Genomic DNA, 16,096 nt, shown 5'->3' with positions numbered 1-16,096 from the left:
CATTGAAGATGCTTGATTTTCAATAGAATCAGGATCATGCTACAAACCATGAAAATCACACTGACTCCTCAACAGAAACTGCAACTCGAACAGATGCACGACATTGAGCGTGATAGTCGAGTTTGCGACCGTATTAAGGCTGTTTTGCTGGCTTCTGAAGGCTGGAGTCAGACTATGATTTCACAAGCTCTTCGTATTCATGAATCGACCGTTGCACGTCACCTCAGTGACTACGTACTTTCTGAAAAACTTAAGCCTGAGAATGGAGGAAGCCAAAGCAAGCTTTCTGCTATTCAAACCATGCACCTAATCGAGCATTTGACTGAGAAAACCTATTCTCATACTCATCAAATTGTCGCCTATGTTAAAGAGACGTTTGGGCTTGATTATACTGTTTCTGGTATGAACAAATGGCTTCACCATAATGGTTTTAGCTACAAGCAACCGAAAGGCATACCACACAAGTTTGATGAAGCAAAACAGCAAGCATTCATAGAGGCGTATGAAGCGCTAAAGGCAAGCTGTGGCGAGGATGAATCGATAGTCTTTATCGATGCAGTTCACCCAACACTATCAACAAAGATATCGCATGGCTGGATACGTACTGGTCAGGATAAAGTGATTGAAACAACGGGTAATCGTAGCCGATTGAACATTATTGGCGCACTGAACCTGTCGGATATTGGTGCAACCATTGTTCACGACTATGAGAGCATTAACAGTGAATCGATTGTTCGTTTTTTCTGTAAGTTAAGAGAGAGTTATTCGTTAGCCCATAAGCTTCATATCATATTAGATGGTGCGGGATATCACCGCAGTGACTTAGTCAAAGATGCGGCGTTTGTCCTGAATATTAAACTGCATTATCTTCCACCTTACAGTCCAAACCTCAACCCAATAGAGCGGCTATGGAAAGTAATGAATGAGAAGTCGAGGAACAACGTTTACTTCAAAAGAAAACGGGACTTCAAGGCGGCAATAGACCAATTTTTTTCTGTGACTCTTCCAGAGATCGCAGGCTCTTTGACATCTCGAATTAATGATCATTTTCAGGTTCTCAAGCCTGCATCTTCAAGTTGATTCGGTATATATGAAAACCAGGTTCAACTTGGTAGCTATCATCAAGTTGAGCACACAAGCCACCGACTTTTACGTTTTGATGAGTTAACAGGCGCTCCACTATGCTCAACAGTTCTTGGTTTGATCGTTCACCAGAATCATTAACTAATGCTGGATGAATCCACTGGAGATTCTCTTTTAGGCCAGGTTCAACTTGACGTTCAGTGAATATACGCCAGTCAGCTCCCTTATTTTCCCAATACGCTTTTTCAATTTGGAGCTTATCGATAACTCGGGGATCCGCTAACTCATCAACGTACTTAACGGTCAATGCCAATTGTTTCTGCTTTTTAAAATCAAACAGAAAATCTGTGGTAACAACTTTGAGTTTGCCTGAAACCTGAGGATGTTTAATTCCTAACTGGCGACAAATATCCAAAGTATCTTCTATAGGAATGGGAAACTGCTCTCGAATATCGATGGTATTGGAGGAATAATCAAATGAGAGGAAAGCAGCTAACTCAAGTCGAGATAGGAGGTGATGAACTCGACCAACCGTAGCGCTGTTACTGCGACAGCTTTCGCCCAGACTGCTTAATTCATGAATGTAGATAAAAGGCTCATAATCTTTCCCCACGCCTTTTCCACGTGTTTTGAGCTTTTTGAGATCGGCTGGATGAACTGGTTTATTTGAGTCTGGCATAAAAAATACCTCCTGATGTATTCAGCATACACCAAGAGGTATTTTTTGATCAGACTTTATTACTTTTGATCAGACTTTATTAACTTTGATCAAACTTTATTATCCAAATACAAATATTGTAAGTGTTCAATAAACATTGAGACCTTTTTTGCCAAGTGTTTTCTGGAAGCGTAAAAGACATATAAAACCAAATCTTCAGGCGCGTACTCCATTTTTATTATTTCCAGAGAACCTACCTCTATCTCATTACGACAAGATTCGGTTGGCAATATCGCGAACCCCAAACCAGCTAACGCGCCTAATTTAGCTAAATGTCCACTATTGACTTTAAATGAAGACTTTACCTTTTGGGTTGTCAGCTCACCTTTAGCGTTTTTGAAGACCCACGGTGTCCCGTTTAACACGGTAAAACTACTTATACAAGGAACATGTTTCAAATCGGTAATCTGGAAAGGTCTTCGCGTAGTCTGAAGGAGTTTGGGAGATGCCACCACCGCACTTGGCCAACATTTAACCTTCTTCGCGACCCAATTAGTGTCTTCGAGCCTTCCTCTATGAAAACTTAAAATGATGTCAAACCGATCAAACAGATCCTCTTTAGGGCTAAGACTCGTATCGCAACATAATGAAATTGAGGGATGTTGAGTACAAAATGAAACCACTGCTTGGGCTAAAGTTGGTGCATCAGGCATCAAAACTCTCAGTTGACCCATGACTTCATGGGAGTGCAGTGTCACTTCCTCAAGAGCATCATTAAGTTTGTCTAGCAACGGCTGTGTGCGTAAGTAAAGATGTTCTCCTGCGTCTGTCGGAGCGATTCGGCGTGTGGTTCTGTCAAATAGTCTTATATCTAGCCGTTCTTCGAGTAAAGCGATATGGCGACTGACATTTGATGTCGGTAAAGATAGAAATTCCGCGGCTCGTTTAAAGCTTTTGTTCTCATAAACGCAGTGAAAACTTTTTAGCCACTGCTGATCAATCTTATCAAGCATCTCATTTAATCCCATTAAGTTGGATTATCAAACCCATTTAAACCACTTTATTACCAGAAGTTGGCTTATACAATGTTCCTCACTAAGTTACCTAGTGAGGCATCCCATGAGTTGGTTAGAAAGGTTAATAGATAAGAAGAAGATCATCAGTACACATAAAGCGCCGATTCCCGAGGGAGTATGGATTAAATGTCCGTCCTGTGACCAGATCTTGTACCGTATAGCCCTCGAGGGAAATTTAGATGTGTGCCCAAAATGCGATCACCATATGAGGATGTCAGCTCGCCGCCGATTAGATAGCTTTTTGGATAAAGCAGAGCGAATTGAGATTGCCAGTGAATATGAACCGAAAGATTTGCTGAATTTTAAGGATCTAAAACGCTACAAGGAACGTCTTGTTCTCGCCCAGAAAAGTACAGGAGAAAAAGATGCGTTAATTGCAATGAAAGGAAAACTTATGGGCTTACCTATTGTGGCCTGTGCATTCGAATTCTCTTTTATGGCTGGTTCGATGGGGGCAGTGGTAGGCGCACGCTTCGTTAAGGCTATTAATACGGCTATTGATGCAAATTGTGGATTGGTATGCTTTTCTGCTTGTGGGGGCGCTCGAATGCAAGAATCACTCATCGCATTGATGCAGATGGCTAAAACCAGTGCTGCCTTGAATCAGTTATCAATGGCTAAGTTACCCTACATATCTGTGCTGACCGATCAAACTTATGGGGGGGTATCTGCAAGTATCGCCATGTTGGGTGATATTAACATTGGTGAGCCGAAAGCAAGGATCGGATTTGCAGGACGCCGAGTTATTGAACAAACCGTTCGAGAGAAGCTACCAGAGGACTTTCAGCAAAGTGAATTCCTCTTAGAACATGGTGCTCTAGATATGATTGTAGATAGACGTGAGATGCGCAAACGAATTGGTGGACTGGTCGCTAAAATGACCAATACCACTATTCCACTGGATGTATAGTTTATAGGCTCAGTTATGCTCTAGAGCGGAAGTTGATAAACGTTCTGTACCTCCCCTTTTAGGGGGAGAGAATCAATTTTGTGAGCGTTGGGAGTAAGCCATTTTTAATTTGAAAGCGCCCCTGATAGTGCTATCCAATATGCGAAAATCAGCTCTGTTTTCTTCAAAAGGAGTGCTAGGTTGGGGGAGTGTGTTATAGGGATACCTCCCCTTAAAAAGAGGAGGTATAAACAACCCGAACAACAGAGTTAAAGCGCGTGATGGGTGAGGTATTCGTATGCTTCTTTGGTGCCCATGTAGCGGCTTAAGCTGCGCACCGGAACGTTGCGTAAATCGACCACAATCAAGCCATCTAACGAATCATTAAAATCAGGGTCTACGTTAAAACTGACTAACTTGCCATTTAAACCGAGGTATTGACGCAGTAGCACCGGTACGCTTTTCCCTTCATCCAACCGGGCAATCACTTTTGAAAGCAATTGTAAATCAGCCAATGCACTCAGCAAACTGGCATTCCAAGGAGCTTGTTGCTTGGGGAGTGGGTTACTTGCCTCTACCAAATGGGCGTGTTGGTTATTGTAGTAGTGCTGCGTCATTGTGTCGGCTAATAAACGGCGCGCACTTTCACTGTAATCATTGCTGATACTTACGGGTCCAAATAGGTGCGTATAGTGCGGGTTTCGGTGCACATAGGTTGCGATTCCCTTCCAAAGCAGCAATAGCGGAGCCATACTTTTTTGATACTCGATGTCGACGACTGAACGCCCCATTTCAATTGCATTACCTATGGTATTGAGAAAGCGGTGGTCATACTGAAACAGCGTTCGTGAGTACAAACCTGCAATACCGCTTATCGGCACAATACGGTCGACTAAGCCTAAACGGTAAGCTCCGACCAATTTCTGTGCTTCGCGATCCCAAATGAATAGATGCAGATAGTTGCGATCGTATTGATCGATATCGAGCTCGGTGCCAGTGCCTTCACCTACTAGCCTGAAATTGTGCTCTCGCACTCGTCCTATTTCGTGCAGTAACGAGGGGATGTTTTCTGCGCTGGTACAATACACATCGAATTCGTTATGCCTTAATAGATGATCAGAAAAAGAAAGCTGCTCGATATCGTGTAATAAAGTGCTTAATGGCAGTCGTGGCTCGATTGGTGGCAATGTTTCATCATTGGTTTTATTACGCTTGGCTGGGCTGATGTGGCTTAAAAGATAGGTGTTGAGTCTTAAATAGTTGACCAGTGTTTCATCACACAGATGTTGGATTTCTTTATGATTGATCGCATCTCCGATAGCAATTTCGATACGCTGATGCTTTTTATTGAGCAGTTCACGGCCCAACATTAATGTTCTTAATAGCGGGTGGATTTTTCCAGCCATGTAAAAGCGTTTCGAATTTTGCCCGTTGATGAACACAGGTAATGCCGTTGCTTGATGCTTTTGTATCAGTCGGCTGACTGAACGGCTCCACTATTTGTCTTCCAGTCTCTGAGTTTTACTATCAACCAGTTGTGACACTTCACCTGCTGGAAACATCAATAGTAGCCCACCTTGAGCAAGGTGTTTATTGGCGGCTCTCAAGGCTTGCATATTTGCTTTTTGCGCTGCTTTGCCTTCAAAAACATCTACACCAATAAACAGCGAATCTAACTCTGGTACGGTTTTTAAATAGTGATTGGCCAATATCTGCACGTCAGAGCGAATTGAAAGCAGCATCTCAGCCAGAATAACGCCTTCCACACAGCCAAGTGGGTGATTTGCAACAACGACTGTCGCGCCTTGAGCGGGCACTTGAGCTAATGATCCTTTCACCACTTGATAGTCAATACCCAATACCTCTAACGTAAAACGCAAAAATGTTGCGGTATCACAATGGGGTGGGCGTTGTGCATAAAACTTATCTAAACGAGTAAGGCCTGTAGCCCACTCAGTGAAGTGTTCACCTAGTCCAAACGGCGTTTTTCTCGGTAATTTAAAAGGGCTTATCGTGAGCATAGCAACCTCGCATTTTATGCTTTGTGCTTATGCTAAAGAGGGAAGATGACAATCTGGCTGCGCTTAAGTGAGTAATTGATTGCTCTTTTTTTACAGTTTAATGAAATCCGTCTCAAATTGGAGATGAACTAGAATCTTTGATGCAACAATGATTTTTTAGCAACAATAAATCATTTTCTGCTCACAAAATGAACTGGTTTTGTTTTGGTGCTGCTTATTTGGTGCTAGCTTATAAGGGCGGTACAAAATATAAAAATGTCAATTGAACCTTTGTTTTGCTGATCTGGAATAAACGGGAGCTTCGTGCTCCCGTTGCTGTTTTTAGCGCGAGGTTGCTTATTTCTTTTCTTCTTTGTTTTGCCTTGCTGCCAATCCATTCATTTAAAAAGAGACTTTACCGCGCAATGATTTATTGGCCGCTATCCGTTTTTTCTCGTCAACTCGCCGACGTTGAGAACTTTTTGTCGGTTTGGTTGCCCGGCGCGGTTTTTCTATCACCATCGCAGAAAGAATAATCTCTTTGAGACGCTTGAGTGCATCTTCTTTATTCAGCTCTTGGGTGCGGTGAGATTGCGCTTTGAGGACAATAACGCCCTCTTTGGTCATTCTGGAATCTGGTCTTTCGAGTAATTTTTGTTTGTAGATGTCCGGTAACGTTGAGCGTCTGATGTCAAAACGTAAGTGGATCGCACTGGAGACTTTATTGACGTTTTGCCCGCCATTTCCGGCTGCACGAATCGCAGTAAGTTCGATTTCCCAGTCTGCCAGTTCAATAGTGTTGGATAGTTTGAGCATACAACCAAAGTAAAAATGTGTTCAATCCGCATTCTAGTTGAGGTGGCTAAGGTTATCTACCGCAGATTGTGGCTAGATTAAGAAAAGCGATACAGAGTGACGTATTGCGAAATCGCAGCGAAAACTTGCTTGATACGAGCAAGTTTCTACCCGGACGAGCAAGTTCTTGCTCGAAAATGAAAGCTTATAATTTAATTGTTTGAAATTTAACTGTTTTTGTTTTGGCATTCCCTTTGCTTTAAGAAACATTACATAACGCGATGCAATTTCCATCGCTTTTTCTTACTGAATAAGGATTAAGTCATGCCAACTCCATGTTATATCTCTATCGAAGGCGAAACTCAGGGTCTCATCACTGCAGGCGCTCTTTCTACTGACTCTATCGGCGATGCTTTCGTTGAAGGTCATGAAGATCAAATGTTGGTTCAAATGTTTGACCACGTTGTGACAGTACCGACTGACCCACAATCAGGTCAGCCTTCTGGTCAACGTGTTCACAAACCATTCAAATTCACCGTTGCGCTAAATAAAGCGGTTCCTCTTCTTTATAACGCGTTGGCGTCTGGCGAGAAGATGAAATCGGTTGAGCTAAAATGGTACCGCACGTCTATCGAAGGTAAACAAGAGAACTTCTTCACCACTAAACTTGAAAGCGCGTCTATCGTCGATATTCACTGCGAAATGCCACACTGCCAAGATCCTGCGAATGGCGACTTCACGCAAAACGTTACGGTTTCTATGTCTTACCGTAAAATCCTGTGGGATCACGTGAACGCGGGTACTTCAGGTTCAGATGACTGGCGAAAACCAGTAGAAGCGTAAGCTTTGATTTGGGTGGCTGGCTGATGTTGCGTAAGCAAAGCCAATCCGGCCAGCCACCTTTTTTAGCCTTAAGCAAAGTGCATTCAATGAGTGTGACTTGCTTAAGGCTTTGCTGTTTCTAGTGTAAAGAGGATGGAAGATGGCCACGCTGAATTTTACGTTAAAGGTTGACGGGCTCGCCGACGATGCATTTGTGGTGCGAGAATACCAAGGACAAGAATCCTTATCGGAGAGTGCGCTGGCCAATGGCGAGCCTTGTTATGGGTTTCGTTACCACATTGAGCTCGCAAGCCGTCAATCTATTTTGAGTGCAATCGATGTCGTCGACAAAACGGCTCAGCTAACGGTTTTTCGTAATGGCGGGGTGGTGCAGCGCGTGCATGGCATCGTGCGCCAGTTTAGTAAAGGCGACATTGGTCATCATCACACCTTTTACTCACTCACTTTAGTACCGGCATTAGAACGCTTGTCGCTGCGCCAAAATAGCCGCATCTTCCAGCTTAAAACTGTACCTGAAGTTCTTTCTATTGTGCTGCAAGAGATGGGCATTGACGACTATGCCTTCGCACTTAAACGAGAATGTCTTCAGCGCGAATTCTGCGTACAGTACCGTGAAACCGATATCCACTTTTTACACCGCTTAGCCGCCGAAGAGGGCTTGGTCTATCACCTCCTGCATGAAGAAGGTAAACATACCCTCATTTTCAGTGACGACAGTCAAAGCTTAACGAAGCTCGATACGCCGATCCCTTACAATGTGCTGTCCGGTGGTATCGCTGATACGCCTTACATTTCCAACTTAATCAGTCATACGCAATCGCAAGTGGCGGAAAGCCAATTGGCGGATTACAGCTTTAAAAAACCGACTTACGGTTTTAAGCAAAGTGCACTCGGCACCGCGATGGATTACCAGCAGACCCACTATGAACATTTTGATTTCCCGGGTCGATTTAAGGACGATGAGAGCGGCAAAGCGTTTAACCAAATTCGTTTAGAGTACTTAAGAAGGCAGGCGCGTACCGCACAAGGCCAAAGCAATGAAGCGCGTTTGCAAGCCGGAACCCTGTTTGATTTGGTCGAGCATTTAGACGACAGCGCGAACCGAGATTGGGTTGTGGTGCAAGTAAACCATCAAGGCCGGCAGCCGCAAGCATTAGAAGAATCTGGCGGTAGTGGTGCAACGACCTACAGTAACCAATTTACCTTGATCCCGGCCGATGTAACGTGGCGCGCAACACCACACACGAAGCCGCAAGTGGATGGCCCATGCATCGCCCATGTGGTTGGCCCCGATGGCGAAGAGATCTTCTGCGATGAGTATGGCCGCGTTAAACTGCATTTCCCATGGGACAGATATTCTAACGGCGATGAACACGGTTCATGTTGGGTGAGGGTGTCGCAAGGTTGGGCTGGCAGCCAATATGGCATGATGGCTATCCCAAGAATTGGCCATGAAGTGATTGTCGACTTTTTAAATGGCGATCCGGATCAACCCATCGTCACGGGCCGCGCTTATCACGCCACCAATAAAGCGCCCTACACACTGCCAGATAACAAAACCAAAACCGTACTGCGCAGTGAAACGCATCAAGGTGAAGGCTTTAATGAGCTTAGTTTTGAAGACCAAGCAGGGCAAGAGAAAATCTACCTGCATGCGCAAAAAGACTATGAAGCGCTAGTGCTTAATGATGCCACCACACACATCAAACACGATAAACACCTGACAGTGGATAACGACCAGTTCAGCCACATTAAAAATAACCAACACCTAACGGTCGAGGGCGAAAGCCGTCAGAAAATAGCGTTAGATCGTAGCCTTGATGTGGGTGGTTCACTGCACCAAAAAATCGGTGAAAAAACGGTTTTTGACTCAGGTAATGAAGTGCACCTTAAAGCAGGCAATAAGTTGGTGTTAGACGCGGGTAATGAGATCACCATCAAAGCTGCGGGCAGTTTTATCAAAGTGGATGGCGGCGGCGTGCACCTAGTCGGGCCTGCGATCAACCTTAACTCCGGCGGCAGCGCAGGCAGCGGATCGGGTTATGGCGGTGTTGTAGCGGCGTTGCCTATGGGGTTGGCAGCGCCAAGTGCGCCGGATGAGCTGGTCTTAAGCTTGCCAACAGCGAGTTTAATTCAACAAGTGATAGCCGATATCAAAACGGAGATGCCAATCACTCAGGTTTGTCAAAAGCGTTCTGATGGAAGCTGTCCGTTAAGTGACTGCCCTTGTGGAAACAATAAATGATGTTAGTTCTCGATAGCCACTGTAATGACGTTGCAGTGAACTGGTTTGCTCTAGTCAATGATTACCATAATATGCATGCTGAAGTTTATGAGAGGATCTCTGGGCATTTGGTTGAGCCGTTATATTTATCGACGTCAGTTGAGTCATTACTAAATCGTAGCCCTTTGTTGATTGCATTGTATGAGCAAGATCCAATGACAAACATCTTACCTAAAGAACATACACTGTATTTTTCTGCACCACTTAATGTCTCTTTTGATGTTGCCTTAGCTCAACTAAGGAATCGATTACATATTCAATTCTCAGGTAATCGAAGAGGGCTGTTTCATTATTATTGTCCTTCAGTGGCAAGTTATTTTTTTGAGCGTTCAGATACGATCGATACTGGCAAATGGTTGGGATGTTTCAGCAGCCTTTATTTTTATCGTCAAACATACAGTGATTTAGCTAAATGGAGCAAAGTCGTTGTCGTTAGTGAGGGGGGGGAGCTTGCTTCAAATCTTTGGCTTCTTACAGAATCTCAGGAAAATGCTCTCAATGATAAATATCATGAAAATGAGATCGTGCAGTGGGCTACAGAAAACAATATTAAAGAGTTGAATTGGCAGAAACAGAAAATGGTTCATTTATTCTGCTCACAACACCAGATAACAGATCCTCAAATTTCTTCTCGATTACGCCATTTAATACAGCGCTATGATGTTGCCCTCAATGATCTTAATTTTCATTCGAAATCGCATCAAACATCAGAAAATATCGTCGAACACATAGAATACTTAATGTCTAGGGAGAATGCATATGTCTGCTAAGTTTGCTTCAAGTCCGAGCTGTGATGGTAAAAAGTTTTTCATTGAAGTAACGGGTATACAACATGGCTCTGAACAAGACTTTGAGTTTTATGACTTAACTGATATGTCACAGCAGGCTGCTCTAGAAGCGAAAAAGAGTATTGATCCTGAACTTGATGAAAGTACGGTATACAGTTGGGATTGGTGTGATGAGAGTGCCAATCGAAATGTTTGGCTGAAAATTGAAGCGGAAGATGAACCAATCAAATTACCGCTTTTTCAAAATGTGGCAGACATACCAAGAAAGAAAGACGAGCAAGATTATTTGGTACATGCAGTTTTACCTTTAACGCTTTTACCTACTTATCAATCATCGTTAACTTATAAAGAGAGAATTGCTCCTGTTCGAGCCGGTTTTATTTATATCTTTTACAACCATAAAGTATGGCGTGAAATTCAAATTAGCCCAGAAGATAGCGGTGATTACTCTCTTAAAGATGTCAATCTTTACCAATATCGTACTGGTAGAGATAAACCGTTTAAAGATGAAGATCGAATCGCAACTGGTGTGGCACTAAAAGAGATTTGGATACCGGCTAAAGAGAATAACAAGGGGGCACGGATCCATCTTGCCTTTTCAGAAGTTCAGTGGAGTGCACAATATCTTAATTATCTTGAGGCGAATCAAAACGAGTTAGTTCAACGAGCTGTTGCATTTCATCAGTTGAATGTGGATAGCAATGTCGATGTATTGAAAGCTAGCTTACTGCCGCCAATGCGAATAAGAGCGCCGGAGTTGGAGTTATTTCTTGCTGAGCCAAGTAATCTCAACCGTGATCTCTCTGGGGAGTGGGTAACACGCACTTACCAAACCATCAAAGAGGAAATCTTATCCGCGAATGAAGACGGTGATAAGGCGGTACAGGTTTTTAAATATGCTCAACCTCATCGATATGAATATGCTATTAAGCAAGCCGCACTGATTGAGATTATCAACTCAGATCCAAATCAAGCTAAGTTGTGGACTATTGGTGACTCGAAAGATTTTTTAGAAGATGCGAAAAAGCGTCATCTGAGAGCAATTGTATTGGACGATCCTCTTTTTGATTTAAGACATCACGCTTTTCTTACTCAATCTGCTGTTGGGTATTTACAGCAAGTCTATATCGATATGAGTCAACAAAAGTACTATCGCACTGCAGAGCTAGTGCAAAAATTGGTGGTTCCAGCCAAGTTCGGACAACAAGAAAATCCTTACTATCAATATCGTAATGATATAGACAATTACTATGGAGGCGTTTTCCATAGAACATTACGTACCACTGAACGACAGTTTTGTTGCCAAGATGTAAAGGTATTGCAAGAGAAACTCCAATTGCAGGTGAACCAGAAGAGATTGGCTCAAGTGCTGCGTGATATCAGTTCAATGAACGATATTAACGCATCGGCTGCGCATGTGATTGTTGGCTATGCGCTGAGCGCTCTGAGCGTGAATATTGATAAATTGGATCAAATGTCAAACCCTGAAAGTGACGTTCGTTCACCTTATTTAGAAACCGCTAGACAAATCCTCTCTCCAAAAGATAACCATCCTTTGCACCGAATATTATTTCCAGAAGAAGGTATGATAAATTTGGAGCAAGCTAGCTATAGCGCACCACTGCCATTTAACTCGGGATCTGGATTTGCAACGCTTGAATCGTTAGCTTTGTGGTCGAAAGAGGAGATGCTCATTCAAGATGAGCAGTTACAAGTGATGGATCTGGCTTTTATGTCGCCTTCCAATAGCAACCAGGAAAAGGCTTTTAACCTTGAACGGCGTATTGCCAGTATCATGAATGATATTTTAAAGGGGCACTTTGATACCTTACTGAACCTAAGCCAAGATCTCACCAGTGAAGCGAAAGTGATCCAATTTAACGCCGCTTATGCCCCAGTACTTGGTTTGTTGAAAGCCACTAATGCCAAAATGTTGGGGGATATCACTTATGTACCCGTCAGTGGTTCAGAGTTGAAAGGTATTGTCGTTGGTGTACACGGTCATGGTTTGAGCTATGGGTTAAGCGCTGCTGATCGTGAGTTTGTTGACTCGAAGAAGAAGTCAGCCTTTGGTCGTTTGTATGATCGTTCGGGTAAATTGGTGGCATCAACCAATAAAAATGCTTTTAGCTCTAGCGATCTGATTTCAGAAAGTCGAGGTTCAGTCGGGGCTAAATCACCACTTAAAGTGGTGGTTGTCTCTCAAGAAAGCCGCATGGCAGCGGCCCTCAATCAAGCGAATACGCAAAGAGCGTTACGCGATATGAATCGTACGGATCTCAACGTCAGTAATGCTTATGAAAAATTCAGAATTCCTTACTTTATTGCGGTAGTGGAATTGATTAACCTGAGAAATAATCAGCAGCATTTAATAAATACATTTATAGGTGTAGATTCGAACTATTCATATTCACTTGCTAACGCGCTAAGTGCAGCCCTGGATCTTACTATTGCGCTCACTCATGCCTCAAATCTGTATACACAAAATGCCTCTCGTTTGGCGACAGCTTCACATAATGCCGCGGTTGTTATGCCTAAGGCATGGGTTGATCGGTTTACTTTTCAAGATGGGGCAGTTCAACTAGTAAAAAAAGTGAGCTTTTTAGGGCTTACAACTCTTGTTGCTGGTTTTTTAACTGCGGGTATTGCTGGTTGGGATGCGATGCGCCGTTGGCAAGAAAATGATCTTGATGCCAGCGTTGCGATGGGTATGGTGGCGATAGGAACGTTAACCACCACGGTTGCAACGGGCTTTTTTACCACCAGTGCTCCAGTGTTATTTGGTATGGGACCGGTGGCATGGCTAGGGATTGGGTTGTCTGTTGCAGGTTTCGCGCTCTACATGTTTTGGAAGGATACCCCAATGGAGGCGTGGCTGAAAAATGGCCCGTTTGGTCAGTCACCCTCGGCGACTTACGCACATTTGCAAGACCCGACGACGGCGTTTGAGCGGTTTATTGGGTTGATTTTCAATCTATCGGTTAAAGCGTACCGCTTAGGCGCACAAACCGAATTCCCCGAGGTGTTTACTCAGCAGATGCAAGTATTAGGTGCTACCCATGTTATCCATGTCAACACCAATTTAGCGGCGTTACTCAATGCTCAATCGGTCACGGTTGAGTTTTATGCTCGACAAGCGATTGAAAAAAAGACCATAACAAGTAGCCGAACGGGCTCAAGGGAAAGTAGTGAGCTGATCAACCTAAGCCCGCACAATGTTACGGTTATCCATCAAGAGCAGCGTAATGAAGGTACTGCCTATTTTGTGAAATATGATTTAATCGTCCCCGAATACAGTACCGATTTTAGCCTACTAATGATGCGTTCTTATCAGTATCGCTATCAGCCTGTTTTTGTGCTCAGAACTAAGCTGCATGTTGAGCAGGCCAGCTTTCCGACATTAGCATTAGAAGAGCGTGATGATTCTCGTATCGTGAATATGGTTCCAACGTTTGCTTTAGATAACAACAGTGATCAAGATTGGGCGCAAAATACCGTATTGGCGTAAAGCGTAGCATCGGTCATCAAAAACATTAGGAATGATAATGGCTTATAACTCAGAACAATTAACCCTCCAGCCGCCTAAAGAGGCGCAAGGTTTTTTACGGCGTGTCTTAACCAAAGGACAGGTATTTCCTTTTACTAAAGCCAATGAAACTATTTCATTGGCTCTAGCAAGAGAGACTAAGCCGTCCGCTATGCAAAGCTATAATCAAGATAATTTATTTTGGGATGAAAAAGATTTAAATAGTGAGGCATTGTCTGGTTGGTCACAGTTTTATTTTATTATCGTTGGGATGGTAAAAGTTTCTTTAATTTTGGTCTTGCCGCTTGCATATTTTTTGATTTTTATCGGCTTAATATTTGGAAGTGGTGGATGGTCTGCTCGTTCTGAAACCTTTTATGGATTAACCCTATATATAACATTTCCTTTTTTACTTATTTATGGTCATTTTAAGTTGGTTAGTGCTGGGCATCTTTTTCTGGCTCCCTTTTTAAAAAGTAAACGAGTGTATAGCCTCAATCGCCAAACTGGCATGGTCACGTTGTTTAAAAAAGGCAATAAAGAGCGTTTTAGCCATCCGTTTATTGAGTTTGATTGTGTGCTGATGTCCGCCCCTAGCCCACAAGGGCACTTAAATTACAACCTGATGTTGGTGCATCGATACCATGATTATTCCGTTGGGGTGCCTATCGGTAATCTAATTGGCAGTAATGAGAGGGTGGTAGAGTATTATCGGTTGTGGAATATGATCCAACGTTACATGGATATCAGCCAACCCATGCCCGATATTTTAGTGCTTGAGCCTGCACGTGAAAGAGACCCAACCACTGCCGCCTATGATAAGCAGACTGGACGCAATCCGCGATACTGGCGTGATATGAGTGATGAAGAATATCAGCAAACCCTGAAACACATCGCAGAGCAGCAAAAAAAATCAGCCAGATAGTGGCCCAGTATTGAATGTTTTTTCATCATCTTAGTGATGGATACTGCCTTATCTAAACGAGGTTTATTGCTTATCGTTTGTATAGTTTTGTTTAGTATGGACGATCCCCAGCGCCGTATTGCGGAGCTTTTGTTATTTAAGCGATCGCAGGTTAACAATCAACAACGGGGCATATGGATCATGGACAGAGGGTAAGCCGTGTATCGTATTGCACTGGGTGGCAGTGAGAAGGATACCGTTGGAGTTTGCGTTTCACTACCACTGCATTGGGTCAAGGAGCAGAGTCTCAAATTTTGCGCCCGCGGAACTCGCGCGGGGGAATTGGATTTACAATCTGCAGAGGCGAATGATATTGCCACAAGAAATCTCGTTGTAGGAAAGGGCTAAATGTTAATAGATAAAGATGAGTTAGAGCGATTAAAGGAACAATTACACAATAGTGAGGTTCTGTATCAGTGGGAGTGTACGACAGGTGATATGAATGAGAGTTATTTATCACGTTGGGTTACCGCGATCGGTGTTGGTTTTTTGCTTCCCTCACTATTTCTTGTGTTCGGGGATATTGCTTTTAACAGTATAGAGTTTTGGGGCTTTATCAGCTTTGGCGCAGCGGGCATGGCCGCGGTGAGGTATCTTTTTATGCCCGACCACCGCTATTGCTATAGTCTAACGCAAGCGGGGGTTCATTATACCGACCAAGAAGTGATTCCGGATGCGGCCTACACTTTTGTACGTGGTTTTGCTTGGGTGGGGATTGCGGTCTGTTTGCTAGCCTTAGCCGTTGTTGGCCCGTTAGCGTTTGTTGGTGCAGGCGGTTTTGCCCTGCTGGCCTTTGGTTTGACCAACTTCCATCCCACCGTACATCAGAAAGAGGTTTACTTTGCTGACCAATTGATTGTTTTTGACCCGATCAAAGAAAAGATGGTGAAATTGAATTCCGAAAGCAGAAGACATCCTCGATTTAGTAGAACACTTTTTTTTAGTTCCTTTGATGAAAAAACACGTTTTATTGAGCTCGTGAAGAGTGTTCATAATAATGTCGACTATCTTCCGTTACAGCGAGTTAACGATCAGTACAAGCATCCTATCTTTAATCAAGAATTAAAAGAGGAATAGCTTAAAGGTTTTTCACACCAGCGGCACTTTGGTACTCTAATTGTGTCTCCGGCGTACAGCTCACTTTTGGCTGTTTAGCGGTATTGATGGTGTATCACTAGCCGATAAAATCC

General features: G+C 43.4%; 11 protein-coding genes and 2 pseudogenes. 9 read left to right on the top strand and 4 right to left on the bottom strand.

Going from position 1 to position 16,096, the window contains the following annotated elements; translation table 11 throughout:
• Positions 1-48: 48 nt before the first annotated feature.
• Complete coding sequence (locus N5E84_RS10730) at positions 49-1,080, top strand: IS630-like element ISVa15 family transposase (RefSeq protein ID WP_026027704.1); 1,032 nt, start codon at positions 49-51, stop codon at positions 1,078-1,080.
• Here N5E84_RS10730 and N5E84_RS10725 read toward each other — a convergent pair.
• Positions 1,058-1,762, bottom strand: a complete 705-nt coding sequence (locus tag N5E84_RS10725) for a TnsA endonuclease N-terminal domain-containing protein (protein WP_234834140.1) — start codon at positions 1,760-1,762, stop codon at positions 1,058-1,060. The two genes, N5E84_RS10730 and N5E84_RS10725, sit on opposite strands and share 23 nt — an antisense overlap.
• Positions 1,763-1,851: 89 nt before the next feature.
• Entirely contained in the window at positions 1,852-2,754 is a 903-nt protein-coding gene (locus tag N5E84_RS10720) for a LysR family transcriptional regulator (RefSeq protein ID WP_196363822.1), read from the bottom strand.
• 106 nt (positions 2,755-2,860) lie between these two features.
• Here N5E84_RS10720 and accD point away from each other — a divergent pair, with 106 nt between their 5' ends.
• Positions 2,861-3,727: an acetyl-CoA carboxylase, carboxyltransferase subunit beta gene (accD, locus tag N5E84_RS10715; RefSeq protein ID WP_017045524.1), complete on the top strand. Its 867-nt coding sequence runs from the start codon at positions 2,861-2,863 to the stop codon at positions 3,725-3,727.
• Between the two features lie 248 nt (positions 3,728-3,975).
• On the opposite strand, the pseudogene N5E84_RS10710 reads toward accD, so the two are convergent.
• Together N5E84_RS10710 and arfB are read right to left on the bottom strand one after the other, a co-directional pair.
• A pseudogene (locus N5E84_RS10710) lies at positions 3,976-5,727 on the bottom strand (lysophospholipid acyltransferase family protein).
• A 381-nt stretch (positions 5,728-6,108) separates the two neighbouring features.
• Positions 6,109-6,522 (bottom strand): alternative ribosome rescue aminoacyl-tRNA hydrolase ArfB, encoded by a 414-nt coding sequence (gene arfB, locus N5E84_RS10705; protein WP_017043428.1) that lies wholly within the window; start codon positions 6,520-6,522, stop codon positions 6,109-6,111.
• Positions 6,523-6,825: 303 nt separating this feature from the next.
• Between arfB and N5E84_RS10700 the strand changes: the two genes are divergently transcribed.
• The 7 genes and pseudogenes from N5E84_RS10700 to N5E84_RS10670 all read left to right on the top strand — a co-directional run bounded on the left by N5E84_RS10700 (position 6,826) and on the right by N5E84_RS10670 (position 15,983).
• Positions 6,826-7,344 (top strand): Hcp family type VI secretion system effector, encoded by a 519-nt coding sequence (locus N5E84_RS10700; protein WP_013857791.1) that lies wholly within the window; start codon positions 6,826-6,828, stop codon positions 7,342-7,344.
• Between the two features lie 139 nt (positions 7,345-7,483).
• Positions 7,484-9,589, top strand: coding sequence for a type VI secretion system Vgr family protein (locus tag N5E84_RS10695; RefSeq protein WP_019281918.1), 2,106 nt, complete (start codon positions 7,484-7,486; stop codon positions 9,587-9,589).
• Positions 9,586-10,398, top strand: a complete 813-nt coding sequence (locus tag N5E84_RS10690; RefSeq protein ID WP_017046701.1) for a DUF4123 domain-containing protein — start codon at positions 9,586-9,588, stop codon at positions 10,396-10,398. Before N5E84_RS10695 ends, N5E84_RS10690 begins: the two co-directional genes overlap by 4 nt.
• Complete coding sequence (locus N5E84_RS10685; protein ID WP_019281917.1) at positions 10,388-13,924, top strand: toxin VasX; 3,537 nt, start codon at positions 10,388-10,390, stop codon at positions 13,922-13,924. The genes N5E84_RS10690 and N5E84_RS10685 overlap by 11 nt, the downstream gene beginning before the upstream one ends.
• A 37-nt stretch (positions 13,925-13,961) precedes the next feature.
• Positions 13,962-14,867 carry a hypothetical protein gene (locus N5E84_RS10680; RefSeq protein ID WP_232513669.1) on the top strand — a complete coding sequence of 302 codons (906 nt, stop codon included), beginning with the start codon at positions 13,962-13,964 and terminating at the stop codon, positions 14,865-14,867.
• A 195-nt stretch (positions 14,868-15,062) separates the two neighbouring features.
• A pseudogene (locus N5E84_RS10675) lies at positions 15,063-15,254 on the top strand (hypothetical protein); the annotation flags it as partial.
• Entirely contained in the window at positions 15,255-15,983 is a 729-nt protein-coding gene (locus tag N5E84_RS10670) for a hypothetical protein (RefSeq protein WP_069212162.1), read from the top strand.
• Positions 15,984-16,096: the final 113 nt, after the last annotated feature.

Source organism: Vibrio sp. J502 (assembly GCF_025397955.1).
GTDB classification, from domain to species: domain Bacteria; phylum Pseudomonadota; class Gammaproteobacteria; order Enterobacterales; family Vibrionaceae; genus Vibrio; species Vibrio anguillarum.
Note: the sequence above shows the minus strand (reverse complement) of the source record. Positions and strands in the feature narration are given on the sequence as shown.

Bases quoted from the DNA above. Each gene is read 5' to 3' on its own strand.
- N5E84_RS10730 (WP_026027704.1), top strand. From the start codon at position 49: ATGAAAATCACACTGACTCCTCAACAGAAACTGCAACTCGAACAGATG.
- N5E84_RS10725 (WP_234834140.1), bottom strand. From the start codon at position 1,762: ATGCCAGACTCAAATAAACCAGTTCATCCAGCCGATCTCAAAAAGCTC.
- N5E84_RS10720 (WP_196363822.1), bottom strand. From the start codon at position 2,754: ATGCTTGATAAGATTGATCAGCAGTGGCTAAAAAGTTTTCACTGCGTT.
- accD (WP_017045524.1), top strand. From the start codon at position 2,861: ATGAGTTGGTTAGAAAGGTTAATAGATAAGAAGAAGATCATCAGTACA.
- arfB (WP_017043428.1), bottom strand. From the start codon at position 6,522: ATGCTCAAACTATCCAACACTATTGAACTGGCAGACTGGGAAATCGAA.
- N5E84_RS10700 (WP_013857791.1), top strand. From the start codon at position 6,826: ATGCCAACTCCATGTTATATCTCTATCGAAGGCGAAACTCAGGGTCTC.
- N5E84_RS10695 (WP_019281918.1), top strand. From the start codon at position 7,484: ATGGCCACGCTGAATTTTACGTTAAAGGTTGACGGGCTCGCCGACGAT.
- N5E84_RS10690 (WP_017046701.1), top strand. From the start codon at position 9,586: ATGATGTTAGTTCTCGATAGCCACTGTAATGACGTTGCAGTGAACTGG.
- N5E84_RS10685 (WP_019281917.1), top strand. From the start codon at position 10,388: ATGTCTGCTAAGTTTGCTTCAAGTCCGAGCTGTGATGGTAAAAAGTTT.
- N5E84_RS10680 (WP_232513669.1), top strand. From the start codon at position 13,962: ATGGCTTATAACTCAGAACAATTAACCCTCCAGCCGCCTAAAGAGGCG.
- N5E84_RS10670 (WP_069212162.1), top strand. From the start codon at position 15,255: ATGTTAATAGATAAAGATGAGTTAGAGCGATTAAAGGAACAATTACAC.